The sequence below is a fragment of the Klebsiella oxytoca NBRC 105695 genome, assembly GCF_001598695.1.
Lineage (GTDB): Bacteria > Pseudomonadota > Gammaproteobacteria > Enterobacterales > Enterobacteriaceae > Klebsiella > Klebsiella oxytoca.
The window spans coordinates 37,210-57,470 of the sequence record NZ_BCZK01000020.1; the positions used below are offsets into that span (position 1 = coordinate 37,210).

At 37.3% G+C, this 20,261-nt stretch carries 17 protein-coding genes and 1 pseudogene; 9 read left to right on the forward strand and 9 right to left on the reverse strand.

Going from position 1 to position 20,261, the window contains the following annotated elements:
* Positions 1-212: 212 nt before the first annotated feature.
* A complete protein-coding gene (locus KO1_RS24640; RefSeq protein ID WP_224226724.1) occupies positions 213-1,910 on the forward strand; it encodes an FKBP-type peptidyl-prolyl cis-trans isomerase N-terminal domain-containing protein in 1,698 nt (565 codons plus the stop codon).
* A gap of 64 nt (positions 1,911-1,974) precedes the next feature.
* On the opposite strand, the pseudogene KO1_RS24645 reads toward KO1_RS24640, so the two are convergent.
* A pseudogene (locus KO1_RS24645) lies at positions 1,975-2,439 on the reverse strand (PTS transporter subunit EIIC); the annotation flags it as partial.
* 230 nt (positions 2,440-2,669) lie between these two features.
* On the reverse strand, positions 2,670-3,146 hold the full coding sequence (locus KO1_RS24650) for a GNAT family N-acetyltransferase (RefSeq protein WP_029779368.1): 477 nt from the start codon (positions 3,144-3,146) through the stop codon (positions 2,670-2,672).
* 975 nt (positions 3,147-4,121) lie between these two features.
* Here KO1_RS24650 and KO1_RS24655 point away from each other — a divergent pair.
* The 7 genes from KO1_RS24655 to KO1_RS24685 all read left to right on the forward strand — a co-directional run bounded on the left by KO1_RS24655 (position 4,122) and on the right by KO1_RS24685 (position 10,715).
* Positions 4,122-4,979 carry a DUF6387 family protein gene (locus tag KO1_RS24655; protein ID WP_023329953.1) on the forward strand — a complete coding sequence of 286 codons (858 nt, stop codon included), beginning with the start codon at positions 4,122-4,124 and terminating at the stop codon, positions 4,977-4,979.
* A gap of 90 nt (positions 4,980-5,069) precedes the next feature.
* On the forward strand, positions 5,070-5,276 hold the full coding sequence (locus tag KO1_RS24660; protein ID WP_001075424.1) for a helix-turn-helix transcriptional regulator: 207 nt from the start codon (positions 5,070-5,072) through the stop codon (positions 5,274-5,276).
* Positions 5,277-5,656: 380 nt separating this feature from the next.
* On the forward strand, positions 5,657-6,862 hold the full coding sequence (locus tag KO1_RS24665) for a site-specific integrase (protein ID WP_064407151.1): 1,206 nt from the start codon (positions 5,657-5,659) through the stop codon (positions 6,860-6,862).
* Between the two features lies 1 nt (position 6,863).
* The gene (locus KO1_RS24670; protein WP_064407153.1) at positions 6,864-8,177 is read left to right on the forward strand and encodes a tyrosine-type recombinase/integrase; all 1,314 of its coding nucleotides are present in this window, start codon (positions 6,864-6,866) and stop codon (positions 8,175-8,177) included.
* A complete protein-coding gene (locus KO1_RS24675) occupies positions 8,174-9,805 on the forward strand; it encodes a hypothetical protein (RefSeq protein ID WP_023329950.1) in 1,632 nt (543 codons plus the stop codon). Before KO1_RS24670 ends, KO1_RS24675 begins: the two co-directional genes overlap by 4 nt.
* Positions 9,806-10,204: a hypothetical protein gene (locus tag KO1_RS24680; protein WP_023329949.1), complete on the forward strand. Its 399-nt coding sequence runs from the start codon at positions 9,806-9,808 to the stop codon at positions 10,202-10,204.
* A gap of 97 nt (positions 10,205-10,301) precedes the next feature.
* The gene (locus KO1_RS24685; protein WP_023329948.1) at positions 10,302-10,715 is read left to right on the forward strand and encodes a hypothetical protein; all 414 of its coding nucleotides are present in this window, start codon (positions 10,302-10,304) and stop codon (positions 10,713-10,715) included.
* Between the two features lie 57 nt (positions 10,716-10,772).
* Here KO1_RS24685 and KO1_RS24690 read toward each other — a convergent pair whose 3' ends face one another.
* The 4 genes from KO1_RS24690 to KO1_RS24705 form a co-directional block, all read right to left on the reverse strand.
* Positions 10,773-11,438, reverse strand: a complete 666-nt coding sequence (locus KO1_RS24690; protein WP_023329947.1) for a hypothetical protein — start codon at positions 11,436-11,438, stop codon at positions 10,773-10,775.
* Positions 11,439-11,743: 305 nt separating this feature from the next.
* Positions 11,744-13,015, reverse strand: a complete 1,272-nt coding sequence (locus tag KO1_RS24695) for a relaxase/mobilization nuclease domain-containing protein (RefSeq protein ID WP_023329946.1) — start codon at positions 13,013-13,015, stop codon at positions 11,744-11,746.
* A gap of 10 nt (positions 13,016-13,025) precedes the next feature.
* Positions 13,026-13,421 carry a hypothetical protein gene (locus KO1_RS24700; RefSeq protein WP_045395111.1) on the reverse strand — a complete coding sequence of 132 codons (396 nt, stop codon included), beginning with the start codon at positions 13,419-13,421 and terminating at the stop codon, positions 13,026-13,028.
* A gap of 196 nt (positions 13,422-13,617) precedes the next feature.
* On the reverse strand, positions 13,618-14,457 hold the full coding sequence (locus KO1_RS24705; RefSeq protein WP_023329944.1) for a DUF3800 domain-containing protein: 840 nt from the start codon (positions 14,455-14,457) through the stop codon (positions 13,618-13,620).
* Positions 14,458-14,676: 219 nt separating this feature from the next.
* Between KO1_RS24705 and KO1_RS24710 the strand changes: the two genes are divergently transcribed.
* Positions 14,677-15,846, forward strand: coding sequence for a PIN domain-containing protein (locus KO1_RS24710; protein ID WP_023329943.1), 1,170 nt, complete (start codon positions 14,677-14,679; stop codon positions 15,844-15,846).
* A gap of 69 nt (positions 15,847-15,915) precedes the next feature.
* On the opposite strand, the gene KO1_RS24715 is transcribed toward KO1_RS24710, so the two are convergent.
* From KO1_RS24715 to KO1_RS24725, 3 genes are read right to left on the reverse strand one after another with little or no spacing between them, the layout of a single operon-like run.
* A complete protein-coding gene (locus tag KO1_RS24715) occupies positions 15,916-18,237 on the reverse strand; it encodes an AAA family ATPase (RefSeq protein ID WP_064407154.1) in 2,322 nt (773 codons plus the stop codon).
* Complete coding sequence (locus KO1_RS24720) at positions 18,200-18,886, reverse strand: ABC-three component system middle component 1 (RefSeq protein WP_023329941.1); 687 nt, start codon at positions 18,884-18,886, stop codon at positions 18,200-18,202. Before KO1_RS24720 ends, KO1_RS24715 begins: the two co-directional genes overlap by 38 nt.
* Positions 18,876-20,114 carry an ABC-three component system protein gene (locus tag KO1_RS24725; RefSeq protein ID WP_023329940.1) on the reverse strand — a complete coding sequence of 413 codons (1,239 nt, stop codon included), beginning with the start codon at positions 20,112-20,114 and terminating at the stop codon, positions 18,876-18,878. Before KO1_RS24725 ends, KO1_RS24720 begins: the two co-directional genes overlap by 11 nt.
* Positions 20,115-20,261 lie beyond the last annotated feature (147 nt).

Here is a 20,261-nt window from a genome sequence, read left to right on the forward strand (position 1 = left end):
GCCTTAAGGGGAAACTGAAATTATACGATCTCAGAGGTCTTGCGATTGTATTTGCTCTCTCTACCCTTTTTGTCATGCTCCCTGCTCGTTCCGAGGGGGGAGACTTCCTTGATAATATCAAGAAACTTGAAATTAAGAATCCGCCGGCCTCAGGCGCCGCTAGCGCGGAGTCGGCCTCGTCTAAACTGAATAACGAGAGCCGTGATAAAAAAATGCCGCCGAAGCAGGATGGCGTCAGCAAAAGAATAAATCAGAGCAATAAAACGCAAAGTACGATTAACGCTCTGCGCAAACAGAATGCGGAGCTGAGCGCGGCAGCCAAAACGGCGGAGAAAAAACTCGCTGAAACAACGCGCGAACTGTCGGCGCAGATCGCCGCGCTGAAGGCACAGAGTAGCCAGGGTGTACAGAAAGAGAGTGGCGATCCTGCCGCGGTGAGCGCGCTGACTAAAAAGAACCTCGAACTGGCCGCCACTGCCGAAGCGGTGCAGCAAAAGCTGGATGAGACCACCCGCACGCTGTCGGCGCAGATTGCGGCGTTAAAGGCGCAGCGTGCACAGGACGAAAACGGGCATAAGAGTACTCTTGAAGCACTGCGCAAAAAGAACGCTGAACTGAACTCCGCTGCCGAAGCGGCGCAGAAAAAGCTGGATGATACGACCCGCACGCTGTCGGTGCAGATCGCCGCGTTGAAAACTCAGAAAGGGCAAAGTGAGAACGCTCAGAAATCAACGATAGACACGCTGATGGGCAAGAACCTTGAACTGAGCGCTGCCGCCGCAATGGCGCAGAAAAAGTTGGATGAGACCACTGGCACACTATCAGCGCAGATTGCCGCGCTGCAAAAGCAGAACGCCCAGGGCGAAAGCCAGCAGAAATCCGCGCTCGACGCGCTGAACAAAAAGAATGCTGAGCTGAGCGCCGCTGCCGAAGCGGCGCAGAAAAAGCTGGATGAGACCACCCGCACGCTGTCGGCGCAGATTGCCGCGCTGCAAAAGCAGAACGCCCAGGATAAAAGCCAGCAGAAATCCGCGCTCGACGCGCTGAACAAAAAGAATGGCGAGCTGAGCGCCGCAGCCGAAGCGGCGCAGAAAAAGCTGGATGAGACCACCCGCACGCTGTCGGCGCAGATCGCCGCGCTGCAAAAGCAGAACACCCAGGGCGAAAGTCAGCACAAATCCGCGCTCGACGCGCTGAGCAAAAAAAATGCTGAGCTGAGCGCCGCAGCCGAAGCGGCGCAGAAAAAATATGCTGAGTCAGTTGCTGCTTTGAACAATCAAAATCAGAAATTACAGTCTGCCCTTGATAGCCAGGCCATAAAGGAAAGTGAGTTAAAGCTTACTGATAAAAGCATTAAAAATGCCTACGCACTCGGCGTTTTCTATCTGACTCAGGCGCTATCGGATGTGAATAAAATGGCTGACAATGATGTGAAGCTGTCGCCTTCGGCGCTGGTTTCAGGCTTTAACGATGCTTACCATAAAAAGCTGAAAATCAAAGAAGGTGAAATAGAAACCATCGTTAACACTCTTAATGAACAAATGTCATCTAAGTACGTTGATATTGAAAAAAGAATCATGGCCAAAATTAAAAATAAAAAATATGAGGTTTTGCCTAATGGTGTCTATTTCGTGATTGATAAACAAGGGAAGCAAGCTTACAAGCAGAATGAGTCCTTATCCCTGAATATACTGGAGAAAAAGCTTGATGGTACCCCGATACTCAATACGATGAATTCCAGGATGATATACGACAAACAAATCGATCCCCTGATGGCCAAAGTTTTAACTGCGGGCTTAAAAGGCGGCGCGGTCACGCTATATGGTCAGGCTGGTTCGCTGTACAGCACGACGCCCGCTGACATAAATCCTGATACGTTAATCTCAATTACCTTTGAACTCATTCCCTGATCGTCGATAGCGGGCACCGGCAGATTGGCGCATTCGCAGGGTGGCAGGCCGAATACGTAAGATTCATACCCGTAACCGATATAAGACTGTAGCCCGAAAGCGCGCCGGTGAGGATCCCGGCGAAGACCCCCATCTTAAGCACCTGGCCGCCCAGCACCATGCTCTGGCCGGCTGCTTTCATCTGTTCCGGCGCCGCGAGCTGGCCCTGCAGCTGCAGTGTGATATTCATGGCGTTGATAAAGACGATAAACGTCACCAGGCCAATGAGCGCCGCGTAGCCTTTATCGCGGGCGGCCAGGCCTACGGGGATCCCAACGGCGAAGATCAGCGCCAGGTTCACCAGTACCGATACCGCTGATTTAGCAATGAGCTGGCCGATATTCTGAATAAAAGGATGGCCGAGCAAGGGCAGATATTTCGCAAGGTTGCCGTCGCCCAACACGTTGCCAAAAGCGATAAACAGACCCACTATCGGCAAGATAAGTACCGGCCCATAGAGGGATTTTCCAAAGTTTTGTAGGGCGTTCACAGCTTATTTCATGGTTATCTCTCTTATAGAACTGCGCACAGGGTGCGTCACAGGCATAAAACTAGCGGGATGAAGGGGCGGTAAGCTATTTATCTTATTGTTTTAAAAACAAATGATGCGGAAAGTAGCATGTGACCTTCCGCGGTGTGAACAAGGTAACAGCAGATTAATCAGAGAAATTTTTGTCGGGATAGAGGTATGTGAGTATGACAAGCTGAAAGTAGGGGGAATTAATGAGCGGATTGTATGTTTAAAACAAAAATCTGCTCATCATCCTCCGTGCAGGAACAGGAAAATCCGAGTTTGTTCAGTAAATTTATTGAGGGAAGATTATCTGCCACAACGCCGGCTTTTACGGCTAAAAAACCTTGCTGCTTACACCAGTCAATGACCGCCATCGCAGTTTCAAGGGCGTAACCCTGACCTGCATACCGTGGGCTAACGGTGTAGCCAAGCCAGATGGTCTCGTTTTCTTGTTTTAAGTAGAGATCGCCAATCAAAGTCCCGGTCGCGGTATCGATCGCCGCGAGCTGCATGCCCTGCGTAAGAGAAGCGTTTCCCAGCAACGCCTCGGCATAAGCTTCCTTTGTCAGGCCCTTAAACCCCTGGTACTGCATCCATTCGGCATCGTTGCGATATGCCATAAAAGGCTCGATATCATCGGCGTTAAACGGTCGTATCACGCAGCGTTTTGAGTAAATATTCAAAATTGATCCTGTGAAAATGGGGCGTGTAACGTCTTTTTCGCCATCCTGCGACGTCAAGCCCGTGCAATGCCGATGAGTGCCAGAGAGCATAATCGAATCTCAACTCATGATTGTCTTTTATTTGCGTCAATAAATGCAATGTGAAGCCATCCCTTTTCATCCGGAAACGGAAGGTAGACGAATACAGGATTGAGAAGCAGGCCGCCACCAGGCTACTCATCAGGGGCGGATCAATGTGGTCTCCGGTCCGGAGCATGCTGAACCGCTGCAGTAACGAGTGTCGCGGCCACTTGTGGTGCGGAAACAGGCAGGATGAACAGCGGGGAAGTATGCAACCAGCGTTACTGGTAAGGATTTCGAAATAAAAGAGCGAATGTGGCGAACGGCCAGAGCATAAACCCGCTGAATTTGATGATTAGCTCAAGGCCATCCCCAACAGGAAAACGTAGTGCGCTTTAATGAGAATGTCTGATTTTATCTCATTGAATAAAAAGTGTTTTTTTCTGACGCACAGGCTTAGTTTTAGGTTCCACAAAAACACTAAAGCTTTATGAGGTGCCTGACAAGGTGCCTAAAAGGTTCAGATTTGATTAGTTGGCATCTGACTTCGCGGGACAAATTGAGGGCACAAAAAAGCCCGCAGGGCTTGCGCCGTGCGGGCTCTTAGGACTTCATCGGATGACTCTGGTAATCACCGATGGAGAATTTTGGGCTGGCGTCCCTGTAACTAGATATCTATTTGATTGAATTTTCTAGATAACTGTTGTTTCTGACTTTACCTTTGGTTCTATAAAGGAACCATAAATCGTAACGGCATGAACCCCTGAAAATAGTCCGTTGGCAAACTGTATCAAAAAATATCAAACCTCTTGGTTCAACTTCCTGATGTCATCTGAACTCATTTCATTGGTCTTCCTTTAACATGTCGATTACGTTAGCTACATACATTAAGTCTTCCGCCTGTTGGAGATTGTTATGAAAAACTGGTCAGTTGAGCATACGAGAGAAGTGAAGAAGTGGCTGGATATAGATACATATCGAGGATTCGAAGAGCTTCCGCTCATGCAGCTTTATCATGAACTACTTGCAAGAACCTTGTTCTTCAAACCTTTCCATGAAGAATTTGAAGCGAAGGCCGTAAGCCTCTACATCGACAGGATCTTCAATGGAAATCCCTTTCTCATCACAGAAAAGCATTTAGGTTATCTCACAAGAGAGGACACATTGTATCAGCCCCCGCACTTTTTTCTCACAACCACCGAACGACTGGCACAGTTGAGCATCATTGGACTGCGAAATTCACTGTTCTTTTGGGATGGGAGTGATGAGTATTCGGTTAACCGTGAATTCCTCGATAGCCCTGTATCGGAAGTTTTGCCAAAATTGTTCAGGGATACGGTCATGGTCGAAATCGACCTGGTAAATGGAACAGATGAAGAGATTGCTGAATCCCTGAAGGCTGCACTTCCACAATGGCGTAAAGTACGGGGCATTGAAGCCGATACATCTGATTCGATCAGGTTTGGCTATGGAACCATCAAGAAAATCATCAACTACAGACTCATACCCATGATTGACATCCTTGTATGGTCTACTCTGCACAAGGTTCGCATATCAGAAGATCGACTTTCACGCCTCCTTTACACCGACGATGATGATGAAGAACAGACCCGCCTCAATCACCAAATTCGGGACACAGACAGACCACTGGCGATAAAAGCAGCCAGTATACCTTTCATCCGTCAGTTCCATCTGTTCATCAACAAAAACAGTCATCTCAAAAACATCAGAGTTTCAGACGTGATGAAAATCGCGGATTCTGATAAAGACTGATATCCATACCCTTGGCGATCTGAAGGTCGCTCTTTTTGCTGGTGATTCAATCGTATATTCATTTCCGTCAACATAGATGAGGGAAATACCATGAATCAGCCATGCACACGTCTTATCCGCCTGTCAGAAGTGATGAATAAAACCGGATTTGGTAAGGCTTGGATTTATCGTCTTATCAGCCAAAATCGGTTTCCACAGCCTGTAAAGATCGGTATTCGTGCTATTGCTTTTATCGAAAGCGAAATCGATGAATGGATTCAATTAACTATAGAGAATTCAAGAAAGCATGTTGCTTAAGAGGAATGTTGCTACATCGATCTTTTAACTTTTAATAATATTAAGAAAATAAATTTATAGGCCTTATAAGTTCAATGACTGAGTTTCAAAAAAAACGAGGTTTTGTAAAGTTTAAATCTAAAAAATTACTATATTTAACGGAATTCTTTACTTTTTTTCTGGCAGAGCTTTTGCTATAAGGTTTAGAGATGGTTTTCTTAATATCGGGTATGGATACATACAACTAGCCGTACCTGTTTATTTGACGTCAAATAAATTTTTTCAAGCCATTAATATATATACCAAATAAACTAAAGTCATTGTAAAAAATTTGAATTATTTTGAATTGGAATATATTTAATAAGTGAGAGTGATATTAATTTGTAAAGAATGAGGTCAAAATGGGATATAAAGTAAAGAAATTCATCATGAGTAATGGGGAGCGAGGATGCCTGATCCTTAATAAAAATAGTAATTTACCAGCTTACTATCAAAATCTATTTCTTACTACAGACATAAGAAATAGAGGCGCAACCGCCTCAACTATGGAAATAGTTGCAACTAACTTACTAATTTTTAGTAATTTCTTAGATAGTAGGAAAATTAATATAGTTGAGAGAATTGAGCTTAAAAAGTATCTCAGTATTGCAGAAATAGATGATCTGGTAAGATATGCGAAACAAAGATTCGATAGACAAAAAATTATAAATATAAAATCAGCAAGTAATAAGTTTATTGCGAAGAGAACCTTTAGTTATAGAGTACACGTTTTTTCACGCTACCTTAAGTGGTTATGTGGATTAGTTCATTCGTCAAAGGGGATTCATGCAAAGTATGAAGTAGAAGTATTTATTGAAAGTATCAGAGCACATATTCCAAGAAACAGTTCATTGAATATGAATGAAATATCTGAAAAATCGTTAAACGAAGAAGAGATCAATGTGCTTTTCCGTCTATTGGAAATTGGCGGGATTGAAAACCCTTTCCATAAGGAAGTACAGGTCAGGAACAGACTAATATTTACCTTGCTCTTAAATTTAGGTTTAAGGGCTGGAGAGTTGCTCAATCTTAAAATAGATGATTTTGATCTCAGAGACAACACTTTAAGTGTAGTCAGAAGACATGATTCAAAAGAAGATGGAAGATCTTATCAACCATTAGTAAAGACTGGAGAAAGGGTTATTCCGTTATCTGATGAGTTAGCCAGTGAAATTTTTGATTACATAAGCAATAGCAGGGAAAAAATGACAAAAAGGAAAAAGCATAATTTCTTATTGGTGGCTCATTGCACCGGAAAAAACGCAGGAGAACCCTTAAGCATTTCAGCTTATGAGAAGGTGATATCAACACTGAAACGAGCAAGTCCAAAGCTATATAATCTTTCAGGTCATAGGTTAAGGCACTCTTGGAATTATATGTATTCTAAAGGAATAGAAGGCGCTGAATTAGAATATAGTAGAAGGAAAGATTTAAGGAATTATCTAATGGGTTGGTCAAAGGAGTCAATCATGTGTGATAGATACAATTTTAAATATATATCCCAACAAGAGAAGGATGTCGTCCTAAAGGTCTATAAATCAGTAAGTAAAATAATTAGTGGGGTTTAATGTGGAAATCAAATGTATTGAAAGTGAGCAATTTTTTTTTGCTAAGATGAATAGATATAGTTTCAAACTGTCAGATAAGAAATGGCAACTTGATAAAGAAAACTGCGTATACCCTCATAAAGTTGTAGATATAATGCCTACAAAAATGAAACTTAGCTACTTAAAAACATTAGCTTACTATGCGTCTGAATATAGTTCTTTTTATATACAAAATATTAACACTCTATTTTATAAGTGGTTTGGTGCAATAACCATCGATACTATTGATGACAAAGCAATATATCAATTGAATGTTTATTTAGGTTCAGAAAGAAACTACAAACTAAACTTAATTAAGGCTTTCATCATTAAATGGAAAAATCTCAATTACCCTGGGGTAGAAGCGACTGCCATTAGAATGCTGGAGAAAATAAAAATCATTCCAAACCAAACAGGAGATGCAGTTAAAAGACGAGATCCAAATAAAGGACCTTTAACTGAAACGGAATTCAATAACATCATTAACGCCGTTGGAAAATTTTATCATGAGAAGAAAATTCAATGCTTTTTGTATTGTTATATCCTTTTGCTGGCAATAACAGGAAGAAGGCCATTACAATTAATATCTCTAAAAGCTAAAGATCTCATTAAAAATGAGAGAGGGTGCTTTTTGAATGTACCAAAAGTAAAACAAAGAAAATGTTTCAGAAAAGAATTTAACATGGTTATGATAGAACCGTTCTTATATGACAGCTTATCAATGCTAATTAATAAAAATCAGGCGTTTGTTGAAGATAAATTCAGTGTTGGGATTAGTAACTATAGAGGCGAATTACCAATCTTCATGAATTTAGATAAGATTACGGAAACAAAAAGGATTGAGGATTTTTTATCTGATTTAACAACAGATTTTTTCCATATGAAAAATTCAGTTATGTCAAAACTATTAAAACACTTTCCGTCAAAATTCGATGTTAGGTCAGAAAGGACTAACAGCTATATAGAACTTAATGCTAGAAGATTCAGATATACGTTAGGAAGTCGACTGGCTAACGAAGGAGCCTCAATTGAGGTGATTGCTAAAGCGTTAGATCATAAATCAGTAAACTCTTCTATGATATATATAAAAAATAATCCTGACAACGTTTATGACATCGATAAGAGACTAAATGCGTTTTTTAACCCCTTATCTAATATACTTATGGGCATAGAGATTGAAGAAAACAAGAACTTTTTTATCAAGTATGTTTCAGATGCATTTTTCTTATTAGAAGATACGAAAGAGGATTTGAAATGTTTAACGTGTAAAAAATTCAATCCCTGGAGAGCATTATGAACAATATATTTATTTTTGAACCAAGCAATAAAAACAACCCTCACGATAATGTTATTAAGTTCATCGAGTTTTGTAAGAGTACTATTTCTAATAATAATTTAACAACTTCTTGGGAAAGCAATAAATGGAAAGGTTTATATAGGTTTACTAAGTTTAACTCAAAAAACAACCTAAACAGCAAAGAATGCTTAGATGATAGCTTTATTAATTTTGCTAAAGCATATATGTTGCATGTGCATTCATTCAATAAATCTAAGACGAAACACTCAACATTATCAATGTTGAAGATTGTCGAATTCGTTTTACTTAAAATCAATATGGAAGCTAATGTAAACTATTGCAACAATTCAATCTTTGATGAATGCATAAGGATAGCCTCTGAAAAGTATTCTACAGCACATGCATTTGCTATTGGGAAAGAACTTGAGAAATTGAGTTCATTTTTAAATGATAATAGGATGACTAACTCATTTTATTTATTTTGGGTAAATCCAATTAGGTATAGGATTACTCAGTCTTGGACTGGTTATGATTCTTCACTGGAAGGCCATTCTAGATTGCCTGATATCAAATCAGTTATTGCGATTGCTGAGATTTTTTCAAAGCGGGATGAACAATTATCGTCAAGAGATATATTTACTACATCTGTGCTTGCTTTACTTATGTGTGCACCGAGTAGGATATCGGAAATTTTAGCTTTGCCAGCGGATTGTGAAATCACAGAATGTGATGGAAAGGGCATTCAAAGATACGGTTTAAGATTTTTTTCAGCAAAAGGGTATGAAGGCAATATAAAATGGATTCCAACTTTAATGATACCTGTAGCAAAAAAGGCTATTAGCAGATTAAAAGAATTATCAAGTCAAGCGAGGTTATTGGCTGCTGAAATTCAAAAGAATTACTCTAATTCAACGATGGAAACCCTTAAAGAAAATATACCTCCTAATCTCTTTTGGTATGATAGAGAGAAGAAAATCAAATATTCTAATGCGCTTTGCTTGTTAACTGAAGGACAGTTAAATCAAAATAAAAAGGAAATGTCAGATAAATTATTCAGACCTACAACGAATTTTTTTAAAACTGATATCGTTGATTCTGATTATATAAAAGGGTATTTTAATGTTTTTAAAAGACATGGTTATATAAATGAAGATGGTAGCCCATATTTGCTAAGAACACATCAATTGAGGCATCTTCTCAACACATTTGCTCAAATAAATGGTATGGATGAGTTTAGTATTGCTCGCTGGTCTGGACGTAAGCTTATTTCTCAAAATGTTTCTTATGACCACAGATCGCATCTTCAAATGTCTAAAGCAATTAGAGAACAAAAGTTATCAGTGTGTGTTAACGAGCACAGAATAAAGGAGGCTCCAGTAGTTGATCTTAATGAGTTTGAATCACTTAGTAGTGGCGCAGTACTTGTATCAAAACATGGCTACTGCAAGCACTCATATGCGTTTAAGCCGTGTGAACATTATCCGATTGAGAATTCTGGTTTAGATAACGAAACGATTTCAAACATTCACGATAAAATTTTAAAAAGAACACTATATGATAAAAATGATGGGAACATAAATGCTGATAGATGGTATGAATTCCATAAGAGAATAAAAAAAGGAGAATAAATGGCTAAGCATATAAATGGTTATTATGAGAAGAAGATTGTAGATGTTATTAACACATGGTCTATAGATGAAAAACTAACTTGGGATGCTTTGTGCGACAGGTTAGTAAGGATTATTGGGAAAAGACCATCAAGACAATCCTTAAGTAGTCATGTAAGGATTGCAGAAAGCTTCAGTGTAAAAAAAGCCACTATCAAATCTGGTGCAATACACACTGTAAAACCTGCTAATTTAAAAGTGGCTTCTCAACGAATTAGAAGACTTGAAGCAGAAAATGAAGCTTTGAAAGCATTAAATGAACGCTATTTAGAGCAGTTCAAAGTATGGCTTTATAATGCTCACCTTAAACAAATAACGATTGAAGAACTTAATAATCCATTACCTGCAAAATACCTTTAATAGAATTGATAGGTTTTAGCTATTGACATGGTAAAATATTATGTTATTTATTTTCTTGTCAGGACGACAAAATTTCACTATTGCAAGGATGCATATTATGGATAACACAAATATTAACTTGATGGAAAGGTATTTACTTCTGCTTGATCGATTCGTTGATAAACTCGCTGAATCAGGTTTCTCAGAGCAACGAATTATAGAACAATCATATCTTTTTTGTGTAGGATTTTATATCAAATACCAAAGTGGTATCGAAAAAATGACCTTCTCCAACAGGGAGGTTGTTTTAACCTTTCTGCTACTTTCTTATTATAGTCATATAAATAAACTGGATGATGATTTGATCAACAAAGAGCGTATGAAAAATGTATGTTCTTCATTGATTAACTTTATAGTCAGTAATGGTAGCCGAACAGAGAAAGTCTATGCTAATGAGAAAAGGAAATATGAGGCTTCGACCCTAAAAAGATCGTTATCCATCAAAGAGAAGAAAAGAAAATATGGGTTGTGATTATTTTAAAAGCCCGTAGTAGGAATCTACGGGCTAACTCTTTGTTGCTTATTATTTTTATTTTTTTACTAAATCGATAAGATTTCTGATTTCATGATCAAATCTAGCGCTTCTTCTTTTAATCCATTTGATACAAACGAAGCTTCCGATCCTTGATAGGAAATATGTGAGCCACATATACTTGTGCTCATCCCACACATATCCATCTTTGAATCCCACAAGCAATGAGCAAAATGCAATGAAAGAAGCCAAACAAAGCAAAGTGAAGAGAATATAAAACCACTTCGGAACTGGCATTACTCTGAAGAAAGATGCTGTCGAAGCATTATGAGATAGCATTGTCAGAAAAGCTGGAATAATGACGGTTTTCCTGTTTAAGTTTACTTTATATTCACCCGTGTTTGAATTAATAATGAGCGCATCGGCATATACGACACAGGAGTTATCGTTGCTATACTTTCGAAGCTCGTATAGACGAATCCTGTGTGAGTTCCTGACCGCGATACCATAGGCTGAAATCTGCTTTTCATCGCCATCATTTGTTTTTACCAAGATCTGAGCATTTGTTGGGTTGGAACTGATGACAGTCGCAGAGAAAATTTCCGCAAACTCGAAAGTTTCACCAAACAGATCAAACTTTGGGGCTGTAATCTCTGCTTTCCGACGATCAGAAAGACCAACGTTGACTTCTTCATTGCGGCGTTTCGTGGTGGAGATGCTCATACAAGTTCCTTTGTGTTAGATGTTAAATTCATATTCGATGTATGAAGAAATCAGGGACTACAGATGAGATGGTATCTGCCATTTCAAAACCTGCATGTTAGTTGAATACGTAAATAGGCTAGTTAAATCAGTCTGTTATATTCTTTGATGTGAAATCACATTTTGACTGGGTTTACAGGAAAGGCAAATCACTTGTACCGATCGATTAAAGATTAATGATAGACATTGACTATCAACGCCAGATTATCGATCGGTATAAACGATCAACTCATTGGTCTGTACCTATCAAAAAAGGCTTGCTAGCCCTACATTGAAAGCGAAGCTCTGTGCGATTTATGTGGTGTTTCAATGGCAGTTTTGGGGGGTGATGATGTTATCTCTATCATTCTCACGCCAGTGATGGTTTTGTGTTTTCGAGGACGTTTGAGGGTTGGGATTTTGAGGTTTTTCAACATACGATAAATTGCATCTAGGTAGGGGATGTATTCCAACCACCTGAACGTTGACACTGCATCGCTTCGCTTGGGCGCTACTTTTAACGCTTCGGTTGCTATCACTTCTTTGTTAGTTGCAACAGCTTCTGGGAGAAGCGCTTCGACAGAAGAGATAGAGTATTCGTCCTGACCAGCAGCTCGTTTATCGAGGATAAGTGCTTCTATGGGGCGGTTAAAGTATTCTGTCGTGGTTTCAGGAGCATCTGTAGTTATGGCCATATCATGAGTTGCACTAACAGATGTTTCTCTGACAGATGATTTCAGTTTAAACAGGAAAGCATTATCACGTTCCTGTTGGTAGTCGATTCTGCTTTGCAAGGCAGACCAGAAATACCCTTTTCCCAATTGAGATGCTTTGAAAGCAATTCCGTTGTATTCGAATGAGAAGCCGTTCATGCGTCCGGTAGAAGCGATGTTCGGGATTGCTCTGATGTTTTGTGCGGCAAGCTGATGCACAAACTCAGTGGTTGACGGTTTATCGGCAAGGAATACTTCCAGAGCGTTTTGGATGATGGTTTTCGGGCATAGCTCACCAGTCCTTTTCTCCATCATCAGTTCATTACGGGATTTTTTGAGCTTCGGTTTAGGTGAGGGCGCTGCTGGAGATGCTTTCGATCCTTTGGTTCTTGTCAGATTGTAATCTCTTTCAAGTTGCTGAATTATTCTCGTGCTTGCCAGGTTCTCATTCCTGCCGAGGTAGAGCTTTCCGGCATCAAGAGACACTCTGCTGGCGATGATATGGATGTGCTGGCCATCTTCGTCGTCATGTAGGACGTAGCATCTGAGATGCGTTTCAGAGAAGCCCATACGCTTCATGTAGTCATCAGCGATGATTGCCCATTCTGAATTTGTTAACGCTTCGTTCTTCGGCAAACGAAGCGAATTGTGCCATACCGCTTTAATGACTTCTGGACGAAGCGCTTTAGCCGCATTGAATTCTGCAATCAACTCTCCGACATCGCTTCCATCCATGTTCCCGCCAATCACTATCGGATCTTTTTTATGATGAGAAGCTGGTTTTAATGCGTAAAGCACTACACCAGCGAAGCTCTTACCCCTGCGGATTTTTTGCATTCCCTTCATTGGCAGACCTTTACAGGTCAGCGGTAATTAAATGCAAGCGAAGCTCTGAGACATGACGCTTTACGGCGAAGAGTTCAGTTTGCGTCAGAGAGCTTTCATAGCTCTTGCTATCAAGGTGAGCCACAAGCTTGTTCAGCTTCTGCGAAATCTCACCAAGGGTTTTCCAGGCTTCAATATTGATAGCTGGAACGACAGCAGGAAGTTTATTAAGTAAAGATAAGCGAAGCCACTCGCCTTTACGATGACTGCCACGTTTCTCATTGAGAAGCGTTAGCTCTTCATCATTTAATCTGACACTGACGCAATGAGAACGAAGCTGATTGTGTGAGAGCTTCGCTTCGTTAACGTTTCCATTACGGGAATTTTTACTCACAACGATCTTATTAAAAGTATTATTTTCGAGCATATGAACTCCTTTTCATATAATTAGATAAAAGCATATTCCTTATGCTTAATTTATTTATATTACAGAAGTAAATAATGTCAATGCAGTGTGCTGATTTTGCTTTTAATTTTTTTCAACCGAAGGGCGAAAAAAACAAGGGGAACCAGAAGAAGCAGCGTAGCGCTTCGATGAGTTAGCCCTTGCTTATTGATGTAAATTAGCTAAAAAGGTCAATGGCTTTTTTATTTCTATGTGGATCTTTCGCTCTTATACCCCAATACATTATACCATCTGAGTTTTTGAAGTGATATTGTAGGTTACGGATTCTCTTTTTATATTTTGAACGTAATAGTTCAAAGTTAGGATGTATGAATGTATTATTTATAATCCCGTTACAAAAAGCTTGAGTTGCCATAGGAAATATTAAAGTAGTACATAGTATATCTGCAATTTGCAAGCAAGCATGATTATCGCTAATACCAAATGTTGGAACATCATAGAGCCTAGGGAGGCTATCACCTTTATGCTGATGTTTTCTGGTGAAAATACTATGTGCAACATATCGATTTTTAGTAGGATCTCTATAATCTGCGATAACAACACCATTGTCATTATTTTCGTGTAGATAATGATTAAATCTAATACATATTTGCTGGGTTGTGAGTGTGTAGATAGATTTATCAACTAAAGGTTGGCCAAAATTTTTAACCCATATACTAGAAACTAACTTAACATCATATTTTTTTAATAAGGTAAAAATTGAATCTATAAATCGAAATATTGATTGAATATTTGAAGATGAGAAGTTTTGGTTTTTTATTTTCTTTCGTAGCTCATCACCTTTAATCTCTTTTATGAGAATGTCAAGATCATGATTTAATGTAGAGAACTTATTTGGGAAATAACGTTTCTTTAATTGTATAAATTCTTTTGTTAGTAATGGAATTTTACTGCCATCTATGAATAAGCCACTTATAACAAGAAGAGGTTGGATGTTTTGCGTTGGAGAGTTTATTGGCTGAGAATCACCAGCCTCATCAATGAAGCAAAATCTCATAAAATATCCTTGATAAAAAAACGACCACCTCGTGGTGGCCGCTGCCTACATCTAAGTAGGGGGTGTTGCCAGAACAAACCGACAACGATCGTGGATTGCAAGGAAATCCTTAAACCCACTTTCTTACTATACAATCTTACCTTAGCATTTTAAAAAGCATTTGTCAACATCTAATACTAGTATTATCTTTAAATACAAGGAAGTTTTTAGGAGAAAGTTTTGAAAATTTTAATTGATACGAATATCTTTCATAATTCATATTATATCAAATCTGCTGACTTGCGTTTAATGTTAAGTTATATAAATAATGAGAGTCATGTATTACTCATTTCGGATATAGTATTAAAAGAAGTGGAAAAACACTTTCGGGATGGTTACGATGCAGCTAAAAAAAAGCTAACCTCTGCATTGAATGAGTATAACAGGTTTTTCCCTATGGGCGATGAAACGAAAGTTGAACATTTTGAAGGTTTTACTGATGCAGATGATCGGAATCCGATTAGATATGATTTTTTAAAGCAGATATATAAATATATTGATAAAAATAAAGTAATAATTATTAAATCTGATGAAGTATCGCATCAATTGATTTGTAAAAAAGCGTTTAATATTGAGAAGCCTTTCAAAAACGATGGTTCAGGCTATAAGGATAGTTTAATTTGGCTTTCTTTCTTGAATTATCTTGTTGAAAATAAAGTTGAAAATGAGGAAGTGGCTTTTGTCTCTAACAACTCTCATGATTTTTCTTCCCCAGAGCAAATATCTAATAAAAAAATAGGGGTGGGAGTCTTGCATGATGATCTGAAGGCTGATATTAGTTCTCTGGGTGTAAAAGCAGATATTAAATATTTTCATTCAGTATCTAATCTTATGAGCCACTATTCTGTAGAGAAAGAGAGGTATCCTACGTCATATGTAGATATCAAAAACTATATTGAAATTGGTATGTTTGAAATGGACTTGGGAACTTTTCTTGAAGATTCATTTTTTAAAAATGCGGACAATATAAATGTTACTGACAGTAAAGGTCAGGTAGATTTATATTTTAAGGCTAAGGCTGTTTATATAGGCAGATTTTCTAAAGTTAAACTTGAGATAATACAAACTGAGTTGAGTGATTTCGGTATATTGTGCAGATGTCGTTTAGATTACAGTCAAGTTGAAGTTGAACTTACGTTTGACAAAAATGATGATACTTATTACAAATCCCTGTTGAATCATGAGAAACGTCATTCTTTGAATGATTATGGCAATGATTTTTCTTTAAGCATGAATCACTCTATGCAAATTGAAACGACATTCATATACGTACCAAAGGAAAATAAAGAATACAACGAGGACTATGGTAGTATTACAGATATAAGTATTCAATATATTTACTTGGGGTGATTTTTAAAAAGGAAAGGCGCTATATAATTTAATATAGCTAAGGTATATCAATACCCTAGCTATAAATTTCTATTTACCGGTATGTGATTGCATGTTGAAGGGTTTTTGCGTCAAACCTGCACGCATGAATCTAAACCTGAGATATGAAGAAATATTATCTTCATGTGATGAGAGTATCAACTGCCTATTACTTAACTCACAGCGTAGCAAGTCGCTTAAAGAAGCTATATTTATCTCGTCAAGAGATTGAGCTGGATCATCTATCAGAACAAGGGGGGACTTCGCATACACTTTATTAAGTGATAGGAAAAAGGCCAAGCTCAATGCCGATAGCTGTCCAGAACTCATTGACATGGTTGCGTCATGTTCTGATTTTTCTGCTGTGCAGAACCTCAGTCTATCTCCATTCCCTTCATCTATAAATAGTCCTAAGCCACGTTGATAGTTTTGGATAAGTCTACCGCTATAAATATGGAACGTTAACTCTATATCAGCAATGGTTTTTTTAGAATAATCTTTGTTTAGTATAGTGAGTTGTTCCTTTAATGTGGTAATTTTCTGTTTAGCATTTGTTAAGGCTTTATCCATATCTAACAAATCGTTAAGCTCTTTTTTTAAAGTTTTAAGTCTAAGATTATTCGCTTCATTCTTTTTGTATAAGAAATATTTATCTTTTCGATTGATCTGTTCTAAGTCTATGTTGAAAACATCATCTGGTGTAGCGAATGATTCATTCAAGACTGATTCCCATCCTTCAGGAAGTGAAATCAGCTCATTTTTCTTTTGTTGACGTATCATCAATACTAATGATTGTTTCCTTAATTCTATTTCTTCTGGTGAATCTGTAAAGGTCTGCGGGTAAGATATTCCGATTTGTGAAAGTCTTTCATTTATTTTTTTTATTTTCTCGAATATGCTTTTTGACTTTTGTAAACTGTCAAATATTTTTTTGTCAAATTTAAGCTGAGTTTGAGCTTCTACCAAACGCAGAATCTCAGCATCTTTAGATTGTTTTATTTCATCGAGTTCGGCTTGTAGCTGTTTCCCTACATTATCTAATGAACTTTCTAAAGATTTACTTTTAATATCGATTGCGTCCAATAGCAGATCTTTTGTTATCCAGTCATGCCCACAAAGTAAACAATGTTTTTCTGATAGAGAAGTTTTCTTTTGATGTTCTTCTGTTAATTTCTTTCTTGCTTGGCTAATCTCTACAAGAATTGCATTTTTCTCACCTATTTCTTTTTTGTAAAAATCCCTAAGTTGTAAGCGTCTTTTGAAATCGATAATATCAATATTTGTATTATCTTTAATTTTATCAATATCATCCTGACTTATGGAATCTTCTTTCTTGCGCAAAATGCTTAAAGATAAATTGATCCCATTGTTAATCTTATTCTTTTGAGCCAGTTCCGGGTAGGCTTCAATATGATGTCCTACTTTAATTACCTCGGTTAATAGTTTTTCATTTTTGCTTATGAAATTTTCTATTCTGGCATTATCAATAATTACGCGAAGCTGTTCTTTGTTAGTAATTAGGTTTTTAAGTAATGAAATTTTATTCTCATTTTTTTCTGTTGTTTCAATATCAGAAAAAATTGAAGGGTTCTCAACATCCCATGATGGCGTAGTCAGATGAGTTGATATTTTTTCATATTGCACAGGATTATTGTCATTTGTTCCTGGTACACCTATTGCTTGAATTTGAGATGTGATTGAATCCCTCTTTTGAATGAAATTTAGACTGGTTGATTTCCTCGTCAATGCACTTTGAACTCGTCCACATAAATTTATGTTTTCAGTTAGTTCACTAACGTTCATCAAACCACTAATAGCATTTTTTCGCTGCCTAATACTGTTAGCAAAAATAAATGAACTCTGTCCTTGTTCAAGATAGTTAAGAAAGTTGTAGTTATCAGTGAATTTTTCGCCTAATATTTCATCAAGTTCGTTTTGTGTAATTAAGGTGCTGTTTTCGTAAGAGTCTAACAAACCTAATTTATAGAGTTTAAATATGCTAAAATTATCTGCTTTATTATTCTGTATTATTTTTAAATCTTTTGCATGTGCTCTGCGTGAAAAGTAAAGTTTCTCATTATTATCATTCGACATCTCGACACTGATTTCGATATCATCCTCTCCATTTGTTTTGTTCCAGAAAAGATTATCACTATAATTTTTAATGCCTCCTGGCATTATTGTTTCACATAGTTGTACAATTCTTTTTATTTTTCCTGTAAACAATAATTCTAAAGCATCATATACGCTTGTTTTGCCATATCCATTAGGGCCTTCAAGTGTCAACAAAGAAGAACTCTCAAAATCGAATTCGACTTTATCAAACGCTTTGAAGTTATTTATTCTCAGCTTTGATAGCTTCCAGTTCTTCATTTATTAATTCCTCAATTAGCATTTCTAAATTTACATCACTTTGTTTATTTGCTGTGCTGATCTTAGTATATATCTCAGATAAATTTAATGAATCTACCAGCGTGTTGATTTGGAAATCAATTGGAACAATATCCTTTTCTATATCAGGCATTTCTAAAAAAGGTAGTTTAATGAAAATTCTAGCTGCCATGTTATACAGGCTGGGTCGGGATGGATCTGCTTTATATGTGGAGAATTCTTCATGATCTGAGAGAACTGCTCTAAGATTATTAAAGTTCTTCCCGGAAATTAATTGATTCTCTTCATTTGAATAATACAATACATACTTTTTGAAATGATAAGCATTTTCTTCTATATCAAATATACTTTTTTCATATTGCTTGTAATTTGAAAGCTTGTCGAGTTGAAAAACTATTATAAGATCAGTGTTTTTTGCAAAAGCTGGAGCTTCTAAAAGTTCAGTTGGGGTGTTGTTAATAATTAACTCATTAATGAAACTCGCATCTTCAAGTTTATCAGTTCTGTAGGTTATTATATATCGACGTAATGCATCTTTCTCCTTTTTAAAAAAAGAAATATTTTCTAGCGTACTTTCAACTTCTATAAATTGGTGATCTTCAATAGCTTGTTTTATAAAATTATTTAGCATTTAGTTCCGCCTCTGCTTTATCAGTAGATATAACCCTTAAATCAAATTCCCTAACAATATGGTTATTGTTCTCTTTAGAGTCGTTAATTTTTGTGATTTTTTCTGAGGTTGCTGAAATTATCGTATCATCTGATACTTTATAGGCTATTATATTATTATATTCATAAAGCAACGATGCAAGTGTAGCATTATCCCTTATGTGATTTTTCAACTCTTCTTGGAATGAAGTGTTTCGTCTTCTTCCATCTCTAATTGTCAAAGCTGTTGGGAGATATTTATCTATTTTTTTAGAATAATGAGGTAAGCCCATTAGTTTTGGTATGTGGGATATTGCTGATACTACATCAAGATAATCCCGGACATCATCTTCATTTATAACATTGTTTTGTCTGTGAGGCTGTAAAGAGGTATGCAATTGTATGGCAGAGTTATAATTCAAGCTATAAATAAATCTGAAAACGTTTGATATCGATTCAATTTGCTTCACGCTAAAAGCGTCCAAGTCATTATAGAACTCAGTTTCAATAATATTTGTTATTTTTTCTTTGGTTAATAATGCTTGATATATTTCGTCTGTCCGATTAAGTGGGGGAGATGATAGTAATTCCCAAAAAATGCTACTTGCGATTCTATTATGATATGCTGCGTAGTCTTGTTTTTGTCCATTGTGAACTAAATTATGAATTACAATTACTTTATTAGTTATTAGCTCTGAGAGTAAAGTGGATTTTTCAATAATTAAATTTTTTGTTTTAATCAACTTATTGGTATCTAAAAACAATTCAATTTGCTCATCAATCAATTCATTTATTTTTGATAGTAAACAGTATTTTATATCGCCATAACTGTAAAACTCCACTATTTTCCCATCATTACTTGTATAATTTTCAAAATTATCAAGTTCTTTAGCTACATGAAAATATCTGATTGTATTTTCATCACAGTCAGTAGCTATACATGCTGCTTTATAAATAGCTTTGACATATTCAGAACGATATTGCGATAGCTTTGCTTTCACTTGATGAGTTGATATCACCTTGCCATCACAATAAATAGCAAAGTCATCTGTGCTATCTAATTGCAACTCAAAATTATCAATTATTCTCTGTTGAAATGATTTTGCCGTTAATAGTTTCAGGCAGTGATAAAGAGCTACTTTCCCTTGGTAAACAAACCCCCCCCAAGAACTGATCGCACTTTCTGGCAGTGTTTCCTCTATGTTAGACATTTTTTATCCTATGAAAATTTTACTGAACATAGCTATAAATCAGAATTCTTACATAGACATACTAATCATTTTTAGTGCGATTGAAATGCAAAATGTTCACTATCTCGCTCATAAATGTGAGAAAGTTCAATTATGAGAGCAGCTAAA